The organism is Rubrivirga litoralis (genome assembly GCF_031846415.1).
Taxonomy (GTDB): domain Bacteria; phylum Bacteroidota; class Rhodothermia; order Rhodothermales; family Rubricoccaceae; genus Rubrivirga; species Rubrivirga litoralis.
This window is the reverse complement of record NZ_JAVRHT010000016.1, coordinates 48,906-65,348: the sequence shown is the minus strand read 5'-3', so window position 1 is coordinate 65,348 and position 16,443 is coordinate 48,906. Positions and strand designations below refer to the sequence as shown.

The window sequence follows — 16,443 nt, the reverse complement described above, 5'->3', positions numbered from 1 at the left end:
GTTCGGGGGAAGATCGCCGGCGCGCTCGCACGCCGGCATGGAGGAAAGGCCGATTCTGGCGGGGGATGGGGCGCGAGGGCGGGGTGGCGCCGGTTCTGCTCCGCCCCACCCTCACACCAATGGGCGGGGCAGGCGCCCCTCGCCGTCACCGCAGGTGGCCCTGCACACGCTCGACGAGGCGGAGCGTGGCGAGCGCCGCGTCGAGCCCGTACGCAGGCCGCCGCCCCGCCCCCACGGCGCGGACGAACGCGGCGACCTCGGCGACGAGCGGGTCTGCGTCGGGCGCCGCGGGCGGGGCGGGCTGCCCACTGACGACGAGCGGCCGGTCGAGCCGCGTGGCGTCGATGTGGGAGCCGGGGCGCGAGGCGTGGAGCGACGTGGCGAGACCGCCTGCGTCCTCGTCCGCACGGAGCCATACCTGGGCGAAGGCGCCGCTTCGAAAGCGGAGGCTCGCGGCGAGCGCGCGGAGGCGGGCGCCGTCCCGCTCGGCGGCGGCGTCGAGGCGCCCGACGGCGCCCCGCCCGACGAGGGCGAGGACGAGGTCGAGCGCGCCGCCGAGTGCGCCCCCGGCCCCCAGCGCCCCGTCGGGCGGGGCGGCCAGGGAGAGCGAGACGAGCCCGGCCGTCCACCCGCCGAGCCCGGCCGCGCCGCGCGCGAGGGCGGGGCGGGCCACGCCCACCTCGACGCCGGCCTCCTCGGCACGGGCCGCGAGCGCGTCGGCGTCGGCGGCCGAGACGCCAGGGGGCCACAGCGCGAACGGGTGTGCGCCCGCCGCCGCCACGCGTCCCGCCGCCGCGGCGCGCTGACCGACCGCCCCGCCCACGACGGCCACGCCGCCCGCCGAGGGCGCGCCCGCGATCGGGAGCCCTGCCCGGTCGAGCCGGTCGGCCAGGTCGTCGTCGCCGAGGACGGAGAGGGGCGGGGCGGCGTACGTCACGGCGGGGGAACGGGGCGGCCGCGCATCCGATCCGCCGCCCCGCCCGAGCGGGGCGGCGGGGAGGGAGCGGCGGGCGGGGCGGCCATAAAAAGAGGGCGGCGGCTCCTGCGAGCCGCCGCCCTCTAAGGCGTGGGAGCCGGGTGGCGCTAGCGGTAGCCGCCGCCGCCGCCACCGTAGTTGCCGCCGCCACCGCCACCGCCGCGGTAGCCACCGCCACCGCCGCCGCCGCTGTAGCCGCCGCCACCACCGCCACCGCGGTAGCCGCCGCCACCACCGCCACCGCCGGAGCGCTCGCCACGCGGGCGGGCCTCGTTCACGGTGAGCGGGCGGCCGCCCATCTCGGTGCCGTTGAGCTGCTCGATGGCGGTCTCGGCCTCTTCCTTGTTCGGCATCTCGACAAAGCCGAATCCGCGCGAGCGGCCGGTGTCGCGATCCTTGATGACGGTAGCGCTGTCGACGGACCCGAAGGCCTCGAACTGGCTCCGAAGCTCGTCGTCTCCCGAGGTGTACGGGAGGTTTGCGACGTAGATGTTCATAATGCGGGGTGTTGAGAGAGCGCCGACAGGGGTCTTCGAAAACGGTGGGCCGGAAAGCTCGACTCGGATCTGTCGGCCCCGCGTGCTCTGCAAGAGAAACAGGGAACCCGCGGCGGCGCGCCGGGTGGGGCGGTCGCCACGGGCTCGGTACAGGGCCAACCTACCCGGTAACCTCCCCCCAGATCCCGGAAGCGGAAGAATTCGGCGCGCGTGCCCGCCCCGCCCTCGTACCTCTCACGGGTGGGGCGGGCAGCGGGCGGCCGCTCAACGAGAACGCCCCGACGCTGCTGGAGCGCCGGGGCGTGGTACCGCGTACGGGATTCGAACCCGTGTTACCGCCGTGAGAGGGCAGCGTCCTAGGCCTCTAGACGAACGCGGCGGCGTAGAGGCGCCCGGCCAACCAGGGCCGAGCGGGAGCGCCAATATAAAAGCCGACCGGCCCCTACGGGTCCGCCAACGTCATCTTCACGTGTTCGATGCCGGCCTCGTCGAACGCCTCGCCCTCGGGCTCGAAGCCGAACGCGGCGTAGAGCGGGGCGGCGGCCGTCTGCGCGTGGAGCACGAACCGGCGGTGCCCGGCGGCCCGCGCGTCGGCGAGGGTTCGCGCCACGAGCGCGCGGCCCACGCCCCGCCCTCGCGCCGCGGGCAGGACGGCGAACCGCTCCAGCCGTGCCGCCCCGCCCTCGACGGCCCGCCAGCGGGCGCACCCGACGGCCGCTCCGCCCTCGGCGGCCAGCAGGTGGTGTGTCGTGCGGCCCCGCCGCTCAGGCGCGTCGTGCGCGTCCCACTCCTCCTCGGGCGGGCACGCCTGCTCGTCCACGAACACGGCCTGGCGGACGGCGCGCACGGCCTCCCAGTCGGCCGTGCTCGTGGCCTCGCGGATCACGGGCGGGGTGGTAGGCATGGGCAGTCGGGAGCGGGGTGGCTAGAGCGCTGGGACGGGGGCGCCGGCCCGCAGCCCGAGCTCGGCGCCGAGGAACGCGAGGACGGTCGGGATGCTCGGTCGCATGTCTTCCGCCTCGGGGGCGTGGTAGAGGATGCTGAGGTCGCCCGCCGAGGCCGGCGGCGCCCCGTACGGGAACAGCTCGAACGACGCGGCCGCCCCGCCCGCGCGCGCGGCGAAGGCTTCGGAGAACGAGAATGGGACGATCCCGTCGCGGTAGTGGTGGTGGACCTGGACGGCCGAGAGCCGGTCGGCGAAGAGGCCGGGCGAGCGCCGCGCGATGTCGAGCCGGGCCGGGCCGTAGTCGGCGTCCGCGTCGTACGTGTCGTCGGCGGCGCGGAGCGGGTCGAGCACCTCGTTCAGCAGGTACGGGGCGCCGGGGAGCCCGATCGCCTGCTGGAACGTCGGGTTGGACTCGGGGAGGAGGAGGGCTCCGGTGAGCCGCTGCGCGCCCTCGCTGTAAAAGTCGGCCGGCCCGTAGTAGTCGACGACCGCGTCGATCCGGTCGTCGCGGACGGCCTGGAGCAAGGCGACGTTCGCGCCCCGGCTGAACCCGATGGCCGCGACCCGGTCTTCGTCGGTCTCCTCGCCGAACAGCTCCAACGTCGCCGTCAGCAGCGCGATCGCGTCGTCGACGTCGTAGTCCCACGGGCTCGGGGCGCCGCCGGCCGTGTACGGGCCGCCGAGGGCGGGGAGGGCGCCCGTGTCGACGGTCTCGGAGCGGTAGACGGGGAACACCTGGACGGTCTCGGCCGCGATCGGGGCGAACACGCTGGCGAACGGGAGCACCCCGTCGTTCGCCGTGAAGGCGGCGACCTGGACCCCGCCGTCGCCGCCGTGGTGGACGACGACGACCGGCGCGTCGGCCACGCCGTCGGGGACGCGGACGATTCCGTAGTGCGTCACGGTCGGCGAGCCGTTGGCGACCGTCTCGTGCTCGACCACGTAGAGCGTCGCCCCGCCCGCCCGGGCCTGCCCGACGACGCGGCCCTCGGACGGCGCCGTGTTCCGCCCCGCCCAGTCCGCCTCGACGGCGGCGAGCTCGGCCGCCGTCGGCTCCCCGAACAGCCGCCCAAAGCTGACCCCGTTCTGGACCGTCTCGTCGGGTGGCTCGGCCGGCGGGATCGTCTCGTTGACGAGTCCGTCGCAGGCGGGGAGGGCGAGGACGAGGGCGAGGAGCGCGGCGAGGCGCAGGCGGAGCGGCATGGGCGGGGCGGGGTGGCGCGGCGGGGAGAGTACCGCCGTCCGGGGCTCACTCCGCCCCGCCCGCGGAACGCCCGGGGCGGGACGGCCCTCTCCAGCGAGACTCCACAACACCGGGGGGACGGGAGACGTATACATCAGAACGATTTCTGTGCCGCCGTGCGAGCGGGCGCGGCCCCCTCGTCTCTAGTCATGAGCGCCCCGATCTACCTCGACTACAACGCCACGACGCCGGTCGCCGACGACGTCCTGGACGCCATGCTCCCGTTTTTCCGGGACCACTTTGGCAACCCGTCCAGCGAGCACGCTTACGGGTGGGCCGCCGACGAGGCCGTCAAGCAGGCCCGCGAGCGGACGGCCCGGGTCATCGGGGCCACGCCGCGGACGGTCGTGTTCACGTCCGGGGCGACGGAGTCGGTCTCGCTCGCCGTCCGCGGCGCCGGCGGCATCTACGGCGGGCGCCGGCACCGGATCGTGACGGTCCAGACCGAGCACAAGGCCGTGCTCGAAACGTGCGCGGCGATGGAGCGCGAGGGCTACGAGGTGACGTACCTCCCCGTCGACGCGGACGGCCTCGTCGACGTCGATCAGCTCCGCGACGCGCTCTCTGAGGAGACGCTGATGGTGTCGGTGATGTGGGCCAACAACGAGACCGGCGTGATCCAGCCGCTCGCCGACATCGCCGCGGCGGCCCGCGAGGTCGGCGCGCTCGTCATGACCGACGCCACGCAGGCCGTCGGCAAGGTGCCCGTCGCCGTCGAGAGCGTGCCCGTCGACCTGCTCGCGCTTTCGAGCCACAAGCTGTACGGGCCGAAGGGCGTCGGCGCCCTCTACGTCCGCCAGCGCGGGCCGCGCGTCCGGCTCCAGCCCCAGGTCACGGGCGGGGAGCAGGAGACGGGCCACCGGGCCGGCACCACGAACGTGCCCGGCGTGGTGGGGCTCGGGGCCGCCGCCGCGCTCGCGCGCCGCGTCCAGGCCGCCGATGCCGAGCGCGTGGGCGCGCTCCGCGACCGGTTCGAGGCCGCCGTCTGCGAGGCCGTCCCCGGCACGCACGTCAACGGCGCCGGCGCGCCGCGGCTGCCGAACACGTCGAGCCTCCGGTTCGAGGGCGTCCGCACGTCGCACCTGCTCCCGGTCCTGCGCGACGTGGCCGCCTCGACCGGCGCCGCGTGCCAGTCGCAGACCGGCCAGCCCAGCCACGTCCTCACCGCCATGGGCCTTACGCCCGACCAGTCGTTCTCGACCGTCCGCTTTAGCCTGGGCCGCCCGACAACCGAGGCCGAGGTCGACGCCGCCGTCGGCCACATCGCCGAGGCCGTCCACGCCGTCCGCCGCCGCGCCGCCGCGTAAGGGGTTCGCGGTTCGGGGCCGTCTGGTTCAGGGTCTGGGCCGTACGAGCGGGGCGGGCGGACCTGAAGGGCGGGGTGGAACCCTCGGGGACCATTCGCCGCCCCGCCCTCGCCTCCGCGGGCGGGGCGGGATCTCGCTGACAGGCGAGGCTGGCGCGGGGCACCCCCGAACCCCCGAACCCCCGAACCCCCGAACCCCCGAACCCCCGAACCCCCGAACCCCCGAACCCCCGAACCCCCGAACCCGTGGACACCGCCCCGCTCGTCAACCGCGTCGCCGAGAGCGCCATCGAGACGCTCGACCTCGCCGCCATCGCGCCGGCCGAGGACGTCGTCGCCTTCGACCTCGCCCCGCACCTGTACCGCGGCCTCGTGCTCCGCGAGCGCGAGTTCCGGCAGGCCCTGAAGGACCACGACTGGACGGCCTACGCCGGCCGCGACGTGGCCGTCTTCTGCTCGGCCGACGCCCTCGTGCCGACGTGGGCGTTCATGCTCGTCGCCGCGAAGCTGGGCGCCGCGGAAACGGGCGCGGCGTCGGTCACGGCCGCCCCGCCCGAGGAGGTCCGCCGGGCGCGGTTCGCCGCCGCCCTCGACGCCGCCGACTGGGACCGCTACGCCGGCAAGCCGGTCGTGGTCAAGGGGTGCGGGAACGACGTCGTCCCGCTCGACGGGTTCGTGCAGGCCACGCGCCGGCTCCAGGGCGTCGCCTCGAAGGTCCTGTACGGCGAGGCGTGCTCGTCCGTCCCCGTGTGGCGCCGCCCCGCCCCCGGTGCGGGCGCCCCCGGTGCGGGCGGGGCGGGGCGGCCCGCGAAGCCGGCGGCCGCGAAGCCCGTGGGCGTCAAGCCGGCCGGCGTGAAGCCAGCGGGGCCGCCGCGGGGCTGAGGCCGCTACCTTACCGACCCACGTCCCGCCGCCCCGCCCGATGCTCCGTCCGGTCCTGCTCGTCCTCCTCCTGACCGCCGCGGGCGGGGCGGCGGCCCAGGCGGACGTCCCGCCGGCCGACCTCCCGCCGCTGCCGGCGGCGCTTCAGGGGGCGTGGGAGATGGTCGAGGCGCCGGCCTACGACGCCGGCCCGACGATCCACCGGCTGTGGATCCGCGTCGAGGGCAACCGGGTGACGCAGCGGGACTCGCTGAGTCTGGGCAACCGCCACGCCGCCCGCGACTTTACGGCGACGTGCGCCGAGGCCGACGGCCTCGTCTCGTGCTGGCCGTCCGACCGCGGCACGCAGACGGGCTACGGCGGCCTCGGCCGCTACCGCGTCGACGGCGACGCCCTCGTGTTTGAGGACCCCGACCGCGGCGACCGCATTGTCCTCCGCCGGGCGGGCGCGTAGGCGCGCGGGGCGCGAACGGTCGCGGTCCGTCCGTTGCCTCTCCCCGCTCCCGCCCCGCCCGTATGCGCCTGCTCGCCCTCCTCGCCCTCTTCCTCACGGCCCTCCCCGCGTCGGCGCAGGCCGCTCGGGACAGCGACTCGGAGCGGCCGGCGACCGAGCGCACAGAGGCGACCGTCGACCCCAATCTCGTCGGCGAGTGGAGGCTGCTCCAGGTCGAGGAGGCCGGCGAGATCGGCACGTTCGGGGGCGAGATCAAAGGGATGGACTGCGACTTCGAGGCCGGTGGATCGGCCCACGTCCGCCTCGAGGTGATGCAGGACCTGGACCTCCAGGAGCACGCGGAGGCGTTCCCGTTCGAGACCGAGGGCGGGGCGATCGTCCGCCCCGGCGCGCCGCCGGTCCGGTACGAGGTGCTGGGCGAGGACCTCCTCGTGCTGCGCGACCCGACGGGGCTCGTCGTCCACCTGGTCCGCGTCGAGGGCTAGGTGCGGATCGACCTCAGCGGACGCACGGCGCTCGTGACCGGCGCGAGCCGGGGCATCGGGCGGGCCGTGGCCCTGCGCTTGGGCGAGGCCGGCGCGCGCGTGGCCGTCCACTACGCGCGGAGCCGGGGCGGGGCGGAGGCGCTCGCGGAGCGCCTGGGGAACGGGAGCCGCGCGTTCGGGGCGGACCTGGAGGCGCCCGGCGCGGCGACGGCGCTGTGGGACGAGGTGCTCGCCGCGTTCGGGCACGTCGATGTGGCGGTCGCGAACGCGGGCGTGTTCGAGGCCGCCCCGCCCGACGCTCCCACCGGCGATTGGCTGGCGGCGTGGGACCGGACGATGGCGGTCAACCTTCGGGCGGTGGCCGAGTTGGGGCGCGCGGCGCTCCTCCACGCCCGCGCGCGCCAGGGCGAGGGCGGGGTGGCGGTCCGCCTCGTGACCGTCTCTAGCCGGGCCGCCTTCCGCGGCGACGACCCCGAGTTCCTGGCCTACGCGGCCTCGAAGGGTGGCGTCGTGGCGCTCACCAAGTCGCTCGCCCGCGCCGGCGGCGGGCTGGCCGCGTTTGGCGTGGCCCCGGGCTTTACGCGGACCGACATGGCCGCCGACTTTATCGCTCAGCACGGCGAGCAGGCCGCAACGAGCGGGGCGGCCCTCGACCGCCTGACGGAGCCCGACGACGTGGCGCCGACGGTCGTTTTCCTGGCGTCCGGCCTAGCCGACCACGCGACGGGGACGACGGTCGACGTGAACGCGGCCAGCTACGTGCGGTAGGTCCGGGCCGCCCCGCCCATGTCGCACCGGACGTACGACCAGCACGAGATCGCCCGTGTCATCGAACGCGCCGCCGAGCTCCAGGAGGCCGCCGCCGACCGTTCCCGCTGCGCCGAGCCGCGAGGGCGGGGCGGTCCGCACGCGGTCGCGGGGCCGCGCGTAGGGCGTCGGTAGCTTCCCGGGGCCGCCGCCCCGCCCGTCGAGTCCGCCCATGCCCGAGCGCTTTTCCGAGGAGGACGCCCGCCGCATCTTCGCGCGGGCCGCCGAGCGCCAGCAGGCCGCCGAGCCCGCGGCGGAGGGGCTGTCGCTAGCCGAGCTCCAGGAGGTCGGCCGGGCGGCCGGGCTGGACCCGGCCCACGTCGCGGCGGCCGTCGCCGAGGTGCGCGGCGCGCCGGCGCCCGCCCCGCCCGCGACGTTCCTCGGCGTCGACGTGGAGCCGCGCGCAAGCCGCGTGATTCCGGGCGGGGTGACGGACGAGGTGTGGGAGCAGATGGTCGCCCGTCTCCGGCAGACGTTCAAGTCCAAAGGGACGCCGACCGACGTCGGCCGCATCCGCGAGTGGACGAGCGGGCCGAACTCGAGCCTCTACGCGACCGTCGAGCCGGTGCCCGAGGGCACACGCGTGACGCTGACGACGTCGAAAGCGAGCGAGGCGGCGCAACATCGCATGGTCGCCGCCCTCTTCGGCACGATGGCGGCGGCCTTCGCCTTTCTGGGCGTCTTCAGCGAGGGCGGGGGGGACGCCGGGTTTTGGGCCTTCGTCTCCATATTTGCCGCGCTGGCCGTCGCGCTCCCGCTGCTCGGGCGCCAGAGCCAGAAGCGGTGGCACCAGCGCCGCCAGGGCCAGTTCGACGCGCTCCTCGACCAGTTCGAGCTCCTCGCCCGCGACGCCGCCCCGCCCGCTGCCGCCCCGCCCGTCGCCGCGGCGCCCGTGCAGGACCGCCCCGCCCCCGACGCCGAGGGCGGGGCGGGGCGGCTCGACCTCGACGACCTGCCCCGCCCGAGCGAGGCGCTCGACGCGCCGGAGCAGCCGGCCTCGCCCTCGCGGCGGACGCGGGCCTAGACGATGACCCCGAGCCGCCCCGTGCCCGCCCGGCCGCCCCGCCCGCTCCGCGTGGGCCTCGTGTACGACCGCTTCGGCGACGCGCCCGCCCCGCCCGACGCCCCGCCCGACTGGGACGCCGAGTACGAGCCCGAGGCGACCGTCGCCGCGCTCGAAGACGCCGTCCGCCACCTGGGGCACGAGCCGGTCCGCGTGGGGAACGTGCCGGCGCTGCTCGCCGCCGTGTGCCGGGGCGGGGCGGGGCGGGGTGGGCTCGGCCTTGACGCGGCCGTCAACATCGCCGAGAGCTACGGGAGCCGCAACCGCGAGGCCCACGCGCCGGTCCTCCTGGAACTGGCCGGCGTGCCGGCGCTGGGGAGCGACGCGCTCGCGCTGTCGGTCTCGCTCGACAAGCACCTCACGAAGACGGTCGCCGCGGCGGCCGGCGTCGCCACCCCGCCCGGCATCGTGGTCCCGGGGCGCACACCGCCCGGGGGCGGGGTGGAGCAGGGCGGGGCGGAGAGCATGGGCGTCCTCGGCGTGGCCGACGCCGACCTCGGGTTCCCGGTGATCGTCAAGCCGCGCTACGAGGGGACGGCCAAGGGGATCGCCCCGACGAGCCGGTGCGCCGACCGCCCCGCCCTCCGCGCCGAGGTCGCGCGGCAGCGGGCGCTCTACGGGCAGGACCTCGTGGTCGAGGCGTTCGTCGACGGCCCCGAGTTCACGGTCGGCGTGGTCGGCACGGGCGACGACGCCGAGGCGCTCCCGGTCCTTCAGCGCGCGACGGAGCGCGCGACGGGCATCGGACTCCACGCGCTCGACGAGGACCCCGCGCGTCCGTTCGCCTACGACCTCGACGGCGCCCTCACGCCCGACCTCGAAGCGGCCCTCCAGCGCGACGCGCTCGCCGTCCACCGCGCGCTCGAGTGCCACGACTTTAGCCGCGCCGACTTCCGCCTGGACCGGGCGGGGCGGCCGGTCTTTATCGAGACCAACCCGCTCCCGACGTTCGCGCCCGACGGCACGTTCGCGATCCTGGCCGAGCTCGCCGGCGAGCCGTACCCGGCGTTCCTCGCCGCCCTCCTCGCGCGCGGCCTCCGCCGCCTGGGGCTAGCGTGAGGGCGCATCGGGTTCGGGGTTGTCGGGTTCAGGGTTCAGAGCTGGCGGACTCTGGGCGGGGTGGACAACTCGGGGGCAACCACCCCGCCCCGCCCTTGACACCGCGGGCGGGGCGAAGGCGGACACCACGCCTACGACCTCGGCCACCCCGCCCATGGCGGGGCGGTTCGAATGCGGACACCATGCATGGTGTCCCTACGAAGTGGTTGCACGAAGGGGCCGCCCCGCCCGCGGTGAGGGCGGGGCGGCCGGGTGCAGACGCCGTGCGCGGCATTCCCGACCACCCTGCTCCTCGCGGCGGGCGGGGTGGCGCATCTTCTGCACATTCCTCGATCCCTCATCCCCAATCCCTCTCCCATGCCCCGCCTTTGGTGGCAGACCGGCGTGATCTACCACGTCTACCCCCGCTCCTTCCAGGACACCGACGGCGACGGCGTGGGCGACCTCGACGGCGTCACGGCGCGGCTCGACTACCTCGCGTGGCTGGGCGTCGACGCCGTCTGGATCGGCCCGTTCTACCCGTCGCCCGGCGCCGACTTCGGGTACGACGTGGCCGACTACTGCGACGTGGACCCGCTGTTCGGCGACCTCGCGGCGTTCGACCGTCTCGTCGCCGCGGCCCACGCCCGAGACCTCCGCGTGGTCGTCGACTGGATCCCCAACCACACGTCGAGCGAGCACCCGTGGTTCGTGGAGAGCCGGGCGGGGCGGGAGAGCGCGACGCGCGACTGGTACGTCTGGCGCGACCCGCGACCCGACGGCTCGCCGCCGAACAACTGGCTGAGCGCGTTCGGCGGCCCGGCGTGGACGCTCGACGAGCGGACGGGCCAGTACTACCTCCACTCGTTCCTCCCCGAGCAGCCCGACCTCGACTGGCGCCACCCCGCCCTCCGCGCGGCGATGTTCGACGTGCTCCGGTTCTGGCTCGACCGCGGCGTCGACGGGTTCCGCGTCGACGTGGCCAACCACGTGCTGAAGGACCCGGCGTTCCGCGACAACCCGCCCCACCCCGCCCCGAGCGGCGGGCACAAGCCGACGGCGCCGTACGACCGGCAGCGGCACGTCCACGACCGCGACCAGCCCGACGCCATCGACCTGTACCGCGAGGTCCGCGCGCTCGTCGACGGGCACGAGCCGGGCCGCGAGCGCGTCCTGCTCGGCGAGACGTTCCTCGCTCACGACCTCGACGCCTGGGCGTCCTACTTCGGGACCGACGAGGGCGGGTTGGCCTCGGGCGGGGCGGAACGGGGCGGAGCCGACTCGGGCGGGGCGGCGCTCCACCTGCCCCTCAACTTCGGCCTCCTCGGGACGGCGTGGACGGCGCCGGCGCTCCGCGCCCACGTCGAGGCCGTCGAGGCGGCCGTGCCCGCGTGGGGCTGGCCGAGCTATGTGCTCGGGAGCCACGACGAGCGGCGCCTGGTGGGGCGGCTCGGGCCGGAGAAGGCGCGTCAGGCCGCCGTGCTCCTCCTCGCCCTCCGCGGCACGCCGACGCTCTACGCCGGCGACGAGATCGGGACGCCCGACGTCAACGTCCCGCCCGACCGCATCCGCGACCCGGCCGCGCTCCGCACGGGGATCGCCGGGCTGGGCCGCGACGCCGGCCGCACGCCGATGGCGTGGGACGGGACCCCGAGCGCCGGCTTCTCGTCCGCCCCGCCCGAGGCGCTGTGGCTCCCGCTCCACGACGGGCACGAGGCGATCAACGTCGAGGCCGAGGCGAGCGACCCTGACTCCATGCTGAGCCTGTACCGTCGGCTCCTCGCGCTGCGCCGTGCCCGCCCCGCCCTCCACGCCGGGAGCGTCCGCGTGCTGGACGGCGTGCCCGCCGACGTGTTCGCCTGGGAGCGTCGCGCCGGCGATGACCGCGCGCTCGCCGTCCTGTGCCTGAGCAGGGCGGGGCGGACGGTCGAGGTCGGGGCGGGGTGGCGCCGCGCGGTCTCGACGCACCACGCCGAGCCGGCCGACGTGGGGCCGACGCTGGCGCTGGCCCCGTGGGAGGGGGCCGTGCTCGTGCCGTCGGCGTAGGCCGCCCCGCCCCGCCCAGACGAAGCGGGCGGGGCGGGGTGGAGAACTCGCCCCCCTTGCCTCTTCCCTCGTCCTTCTTGCCCCATGAACGTCGCCCTTCTCGCCCCGATCGCCTGGCGCGTGCCGCCCCGCCACTACGGCCCGTGGGAGCGCGTCGTGAGCCTACTCGCCGAAGGGCTGGTCGACCTCGGCGTCGACGTGACGCTCTTCGCCACGCTCGACAGCGAGACGCGGGCGACGCTCGACGGCGTGTGCCCGCGCCCGTACGAGGAGGACCCCGACATCGACGCCGGCGTGTGGAGCGCGCTCCACATCGGCTACGCGATGGAGCGGGCGGGGCGGTTCGACGTCGTCCACAACCACTTCGACTTCCGGCCGCTCACCTACGCCGGCCTGGTCGACACGCCCGTCGTGACGACGATCCACGGGTTCTCGTCCGAACGGATCCTCCCGGCCTACCGCGCCTACGCCGACCGCACACGCTACGTCTCGATCTCGGACGCCGACCGCCACCCCGCCCTCCCGTACGCCGCGACGGTGTGGCACGGGATCGACCTGGAGGCGTTCACGCCGCGCACGGACGCGGACGATTACCTCCTCTTTTTCGGCCGCATCCACCCCGACAAGGGCGCGGCCGACGCCATCGAGGTCGCGCGGCGGGCGGGGCGGCGCCTGGTCCTGGCCGGCATCGTGCAGGACGAGGGCTACTTCCGCGAGGCCGTCGAGCCGCACCTGGGCGAGCGGGTCGAGTACGTGGGGAGCGTGGGGCCAGCGGAGCGCGACCGGCTCCTGGGCGGGGCGGCGGCGCTCCTGCACCTCATCCACTTCGACGAGCCGTTCGGGCTGAGCGTGGTCGAGGCGTTCGCGTGCGGGACGCCGGTCGTGGCGCGCCCGCGCGGGTCGATGCCCGAGCTCGTCCGCGACGGCGTCGACGGGGCGCTCGTCGCGGGCGTGGACGAGGCCGTCGAGCGGCTGCCCGAGGTGGTCGCCCTCGACCGGGCGGCCATCCGGGAGGGGGCGGAGACCCGGTTCTCGCGCGAGCGGATGGCTCGCGAGTACCTCGCGGTTTACGAGCAGATCGTGGGCGGGGCGGGGTGAGGGGGCGGGGTGGGGCCGTCGCGCCTCACGGTCCGCTCTCCCTCGGCGGCTCGTCCAGGGCGCGAGCCTCGACCTCGGGCCAGCGGTCAAGGTAGTCGGCGAGGCTCAGCCACAGGGCCACCTGGACGCCGTAGAACCACTCGGCGCGGACGTCGGCGGCGACCGCCCCGCCCGCGGCGGTCGCGCGGGCGCCCGGCACGATGGCGCCCAGCGTCCCGAACGGCGTGACGGCCGCCGTCTGCATGCCCTGGATGCGGTGGATGGTCTCGTGGGCGAGGACGAGGGGCGCGGCGTCGGCCTCGACGAGGACGGTCCGCCCCATCGTCCGGCCGCGGCGCGTGTAGCCGGGCCGGCCGCCCAGGTCGTCGAGCTCCCACACGGGCACGCCGCGCCGCAGCCGCGGGCGCCCGCCCGAGAGCGGGACGGCGACCGACGCGACGAGCGCGAGCGGGTCCAGCTCGAACGCCACGTCCTCCACCCCGCCCCGGACGCCCGAGCGCCGCCCCGCCCGCGCGAACGGCGTGCGGAGGCGGAGGTCGATCGGCCCGAGCGGCACGCGGAGGTGGCTGAACGGCCCGGCCCGCCCGGCGGCGTTCTCGGCGACGGACGCCGCCAGGATAGCCACGCCGTAGCCCAGGGCGGGGCGGCCGCGTCCGGCGGCCACCTTGGCGCCGTAGAACGCGGCGCCGGCCGCGGCGCCCCACGCGAGCGCCTCGGCGCCGTCGCCGGCGTCGCGGACGCCGCCTTCGAGCACGCCCCGCCCCAGCACGAGCGCCGCCGTGCCGCCCACGTTGACCGCCGCGATCCGGCGGCGGACGGCCGGCGTCTCCAGCGCGGCCACGCGTTCGGTCCATGTCGGCGCGGGCGGGGCGGGGCGGGGCGCCTCCTGGGCCGCCCCGCCCGGGCCGAGCGGGGCGGCGAGCACGAGGAGCAGGACGGGGAGCCGGTAGATCGGTGAGTTGGTGTGTGGCCGCCCCGCCAGCAGCGAGTGAGGGCGGGGTGGCGCGTCGTTCAAAAGATGCGTGCCCCGCCCTACGGACCCACTGATCCTCCACTGATTCTACTGATCCACGGTCTACTCCAGCCGCAGGCGGGCCACGATGGGGAGGTGGTCCGAGCCCTTCCGCGCGGCCTCGGTCGCGTGCGTCTTCAGCGAGACGACCGTCGCGCCGCGGGCGTAGAGACGGTCGAGGGCCAGCACGGGGCGGACCGACGGATACGACGCCGGCCAGTCTCGGTTGTGGTGCCGGGCCTCGAAGGCCTCGGCGAGGGCGCGTGACGCCCGCGTCGGCCGCCACGCGTTCATGTCGCCGAGGAGGACCGCCGGTCCGCTCGCGATCTGCGGGTGTTCGAGGAGCGCCCGGACCTGCCGCGCCCGCGTCCGGTCGACGAGCGCGAGGTGCGTCGCGGCGACCGTCACCAGCCCGACCTCGCTCCGCAGGCGGACGGCGAGGGCCGCGCGCCGTTCGAGCCGCCCGAACGAGAGGTCGATCGCGAGCGCGCCCGCGAGCGGCCACCGCGAAAGGACGGCGTTGCCCAGCTCGCCGCGCTTGTGCTGGCGCGTGACGACGAACGCGAGGTGGTAGCCCAGCGCCTCGGCCACGTCCGTGATCGGGTCGTCGTCGCGGTCCGAGGGCCGGAGCACCTCCTGGAGCGCGAGGACGTCGGCGTCGATCTCCTCGATGACCGCCGACGCCCGCTCGGGCCGGTACGCCTTGCCGCCGCGGACGCCGGCCCAGCGGTGGACGTTGTAGGACGCGACCGTCAGCGAGCGGCCGACGACACCGCCGTCGCCGTCGGGCGGGGCGGCCAGGTGCGTCGAGAGGTAGGGGGCGTCGGGCGCGTCGCGGGGCACGGGCGGGGCGGGGGGGAGCGGGGGTGAAGACGGCGCGCCGGGGCGCGGCGATCCCGCCCCGCCCGTTATCCTCCCGACACCCACCCCGAACACCGAATGGACCGCCTCCAGTGCAAGGCCTGCGGCTCGCTCTCGATGCTCCCGATGGACCTCGAGCCCGACGAGACCGATGATTTCGAAGCGCTCGTCGACGACCAGGAAGCGCGCTTTTTCACCTGCCACGTCTGCGGCGACAACTGGCTCACCGTCCGCCGCGTCGAGGACGGCGACTGCAAGATCACGTTCGTCCACCAAATGGGCCTCCAGCCGCTCCTCAAGCGGACGGCCCACATGAGCACGCCGGTCCTCCTCACCGAGGACACCGTCGAGCACTGGGCCTACTTCCTTGGCGACGACGAGGTCGCCGAGCACCGCTGGCGCGACACGCTCGACGAGCGCCGCAAGGTGCTCCGGTCGATCTGCACGAACTAGCGGGCGCCGCCCCACCCGCGGAGCCTGCTCCGCCCGCCGCGTTTCGAGGCGCGCCCGACGACCGGGCGCGCCTCTTTTTTTGGCCCTGGTGCCGGACGGGTACCGCCCCGCCCGAACCTCAGCGGCGGCGGAGAGTGCGGGCGGGGCGGGTGCTCCGGCACGGCCCGCCACCCCGCCCGCTGAAGGAGACGAGAGGAGCGATTCACTTGGGACGCAGTGGGTTGAGACGAGGTCTCGCGTAACCTGTGCTGCCGGCACACCACGCTTCGCGTGGACTCTCGACCGTCGCGCCACACTCCATGGATCCCCGATGTCCAGAGCCTTTTGTCTTGCGGCCTTGCTGGTTTCGGCGTCGGGGTGCTCCTCCATCGACATCACGGAGCACGGGCTGATCCATCCCCGGCGCGCCGAGTCCTCTCCCGAAGTCGTCCCCGGTGCCGTCGCTGCTGCGTTTCCGGGCGTCGCCTACGAGGAGCAGCGGATCAAGGCGGCGGACGGGACGATCCTCTACGGCGCGCTCCTCCGCCAGCCCGGGGCGGACCTCACGGTGCTCTACTTCGGCGGCAACGAGTTCACGGTCGAAAGCTCGGGGCTCGGAACGGCGCAGGCGCTCCTCCCCCTCGGCATCAACCTGCTCCTCATCGACCACCGGGGGTACGGGTGGAGCGACGGCACACCGACCGTAAGCCTGTTGCAGTCCGACGCCCTCGACGTGTTCGACCACGCCGCCGCGCTGCCGGACCTGGGGAGCCTCGTCGCCCACGGCTTCTCGCTGGGGAGCTTCCTCGCGGGCCACGTTGGGGCGAACCGCCCGGCGGCCGGGGTCGTGCTGGAGAGCTCCGCGACGACGCCCGAGGAGTGGGCCAGCGTGCGCATCCCGAGCCTGTACAGGCCGTTCGTCACGGTCCAGGTCGACGGCCCGCTTCGGATCGTGGACAACCGGGCGGAGGTCGAACGGATTGGGGAGCCCCTGCTCCTCCTGGCCGGCGACGAGGACGCCACGACGCCGCCCGTGCTCTCACGCCGGCTCTACGAGGCCTCCCCGCTCCCGGCCAGCCGAAAAACGCTCGCGGTCATCGCAGGGGCCGGCCACGGCGACGTCCAGCAGCAGCCGGAGTTCGCCCGCGTCTACCAGGCGTTCCTGGACCGGGTGCGGGCGACGCGGGAGCCTCGCCCGTAGACGCCGGCTCGTTGGGCGGGGCGGGCGGAACGGGCGGGGCGGGCGATTCGCGGTGCACGAAAAGCCTCCGCCCCGCCCTCGCTGCCGCGGGCGGGG

The 16,443-nt window shown here is 75.7% G+C and carries 17 protein-coding genes and 1 tRNA gene; 11 read left to right on the top strand and 7 right to left on the bottom strand.

The window, feature by feature from the left end:
- Positions 1–145: 145 nt before the first annotated feature.
- The 5 genes from RM540_RS08365 to RM540_RS08345 form a co-directional block, all read right to left on the bottom strand.
- Positions 146–937 carry a hypothetical protein gene (locus RM540_RS08365; RefSeq protein ID WP_311663100.1) on the bottom strand — a complete coding sequence of 264 codons (792 nt, stop codon included), beginning with the start codon at positions 935–937 and terminating at the stop codon, positions 146–148.
- Between the two features lie 146 nt (positions 938–1,083).
- Positions 1,084–1,473, bottom strand: coding sequence for an RNA-binding regulator (gene rbp, locus RM540_RS08360; RefSeq protein ID WP_311663099.1), 390 nt, complete (start codon positions 1,471–1,473; stop codon positions 1,084–1,086).
- Positions 1,474–1,776: 303 nt separating this feature from the next.
- Positions 1,777–1,852: transfer RNA gene (locus RM540_RS08355), tRNA-Glu, on the bottom strand.
- Between the two features lie 63 nt (positions 1,853–1,915).
- Positions 1,916–2,377, bottom strand: a complete 462-nt coding sequence (locus RM540_RS08350) for a GNAT family N-acetyltransferase (protein WP_311663098.1) — start codon at positions 2,375–2,377, stop codon at positions 1,916–1,918.
- A 21-nt stretch (positions 2,378–2,398) separates the two neighbouring features.
- Positions 2,399–3,622 carry a dienelactone hydrolase family protein gene (locus RM540_RS08345; protein ID WP_311663097.1) on the bottom strand — a complete coding sequence of 408 codons (1,224 nt, stop codon included), beginning with the start codon at positions 3,620–3,622 and terminating at the stop codon, positions 2,399–2,401.
- Between the two features lie 189 nt (positions 3,623–3,811).
- On the opposite strand from RM540_RS08345, the gene RM540_RS08340 reads away from it, so the two are divergent.
- From RM540_RS08340 to RM540_RS08300, 9 genes are all read left to right on the top strand, one after another.
- Positions 3,812–4,969, top strand: coding sequence for a cysteine desulfurase family protein (locus RM540_RS08340; protein WP_311663096.1), 1,158 nt, complete (start codon positions 3,812–3,814; stop codon positions 4,967–4,969).
- A gap of 245 nt (positions 4,970–5,214) precedes the next feature.
- The gene (locus tag RM540_RS08335; protein ID WP_311663095.1) at positions 5,215–5,850 is read left to right on the top strand and encodes a DUF2480 family protein; all 636 of its coding nucleotides are present in this window, start codon (positions 5,215–5,217) and stop codon (positions 5,848–5,850) included.
- A 40-nt stretch (positions 5,851–5,890) separates the two neighbouring features.
- The gene (locus RM540_RS08330) at positions 5,891–6,304 is read left to right on the top strand and encodes a hypothetical protein (protein WP_311663094.1); all 414 of its coding nucleotides are present in this window, start codon (positions 5,891–5,893) and stop codon (positions 6,302–6,304) included.
- A gap of 62 nt (positions 6,305–6,366) precedes the next feature.
- Positions 6,367–6,789 (top strand): hypothetical protein, encoded by a 423-nt coding sequence (locus tag RM540_RS08325; protein WP_311663093.1) that lies wholly within the window; start codon positions 6,367–6,369, stop codon positions 6,787–6,789.
- Positions 6,790–7,557 (top strand): SDR family NAD(P)-dependent oxidoreductase, encoded by a 768-nt coding sequence (locus tag RM540_RS08320; protein WP_311663092.1) that lies wholly within the window; start codon positions 6,790–6,792, stop codon positions 7,555–7,557. It abuts the gene before it with no gap.
- A 211-nt stretch (positions 7,558–7,768) separates the two neighbouring features.
- Positions 7,769–8,620, top strand: a complete 852-nt coding sequence (locus RM540_RS08315; RefSeq protein WP_311663091.1) for a hypothetical protein — start codon at positions 7,769–7,771, stop codon at positions 8,618–8,620.
- A 3-nt stretch (positions 8,621–8,623) separates the two neighbouring features.
- A complete protein-coding gene (locus tag RM540_RS08310; RefSeq protein ID WP_311663090.1) occupies positions 8,624–9,718 on the top strand; it encodes a D-alanine--D-alanine ligase family protein in 1,095 nt (364 codons plus the stop codon).
- 357 nt (positions 9,719–10,075) lie between these two features.
- A complete protein-coding gene (locus tag RM540_RS08305) occupies positions 10,076–11,743 on the top strand; it encodes an alpha-amylase family glycosyl hydrolase (RefSeq protein WP_311663089.1) in 1,668 nt (555 codons plus the stop codon).
- A gap of 84 nt (positions 11,744–11,827) precedes the next feature.
- Entirely contained in the window at positions 11,828–12,841 is a 1,014-nt protein-coding gene (locus tag RM540_RS08300) for a glycosyltransferase family 4 protein (RefSeq protein WP_311663088.1), read from the top strand.
- 25 nt (positions 12,842–12,866) lie between these two features.
- Here RM540_RS08300 and RM540_RS08295 read toward each other — a convergent pair whose 3' ends face one another.
- Both RM540_RS08295 and RM540_RS08290 read right to left on the bottom strand, forming a co-directional pair.
- Positions 12,867–13,856 (bottom strand): hypothetical protein, encoded by a 990-nt coding sequence (locus tag RM540_RS08295; protein ID WP_311663087.1) that lies wholly within the window; start codon positions 13,854–13,856, stop codon positions 12,867–12,869.
- Positions 13,857–13,916: 60 nt separating this feature from the next.
- Positions 13,917–14,696, bottom strand: a complete 780-nt coding sequence (locus RM540_RS08290) for an endonuclease/exonuclease/phosphatase family protein (RefSeq protein WP_311663086.1) — start codon at positions 14,694–14,696, stop codon at positions 13,917–13,919.
- A 96-nt stretch (positions 14,697–14,792) separates the two neighbouring features.
- Between RM540_RS08290 and RM540_RS08285 the strand changes: the two genes are divergently transcribed.
- Together RM540_RS08285 and RM540_RS08280 are read left to right on the top strand one after the other, a co-directional pair.
- Complete coding sequence (locus RM540_RS08285) at positions 14,793–15,167, top strand: hypothetical protein (protein WP_311663085.1); 375 nt, start codon at positions 14,793–14,795, stop codon at positions 15,165–15,167.
- 310 nt (positions 15,168–15,477) lie between these two features.
- A complete protein-coding gene (locus tag RM540_RS08280; protein ID WP_311663084.1) occupies positions 15,478–16,347 on the top strand; it encodes an alpha/beta hydrolase in 870 nt (289 codons plus the stop codon).
- The last annotated feature ends 96 nt before the right edge of the window (positions 16,348–16,443 follow it).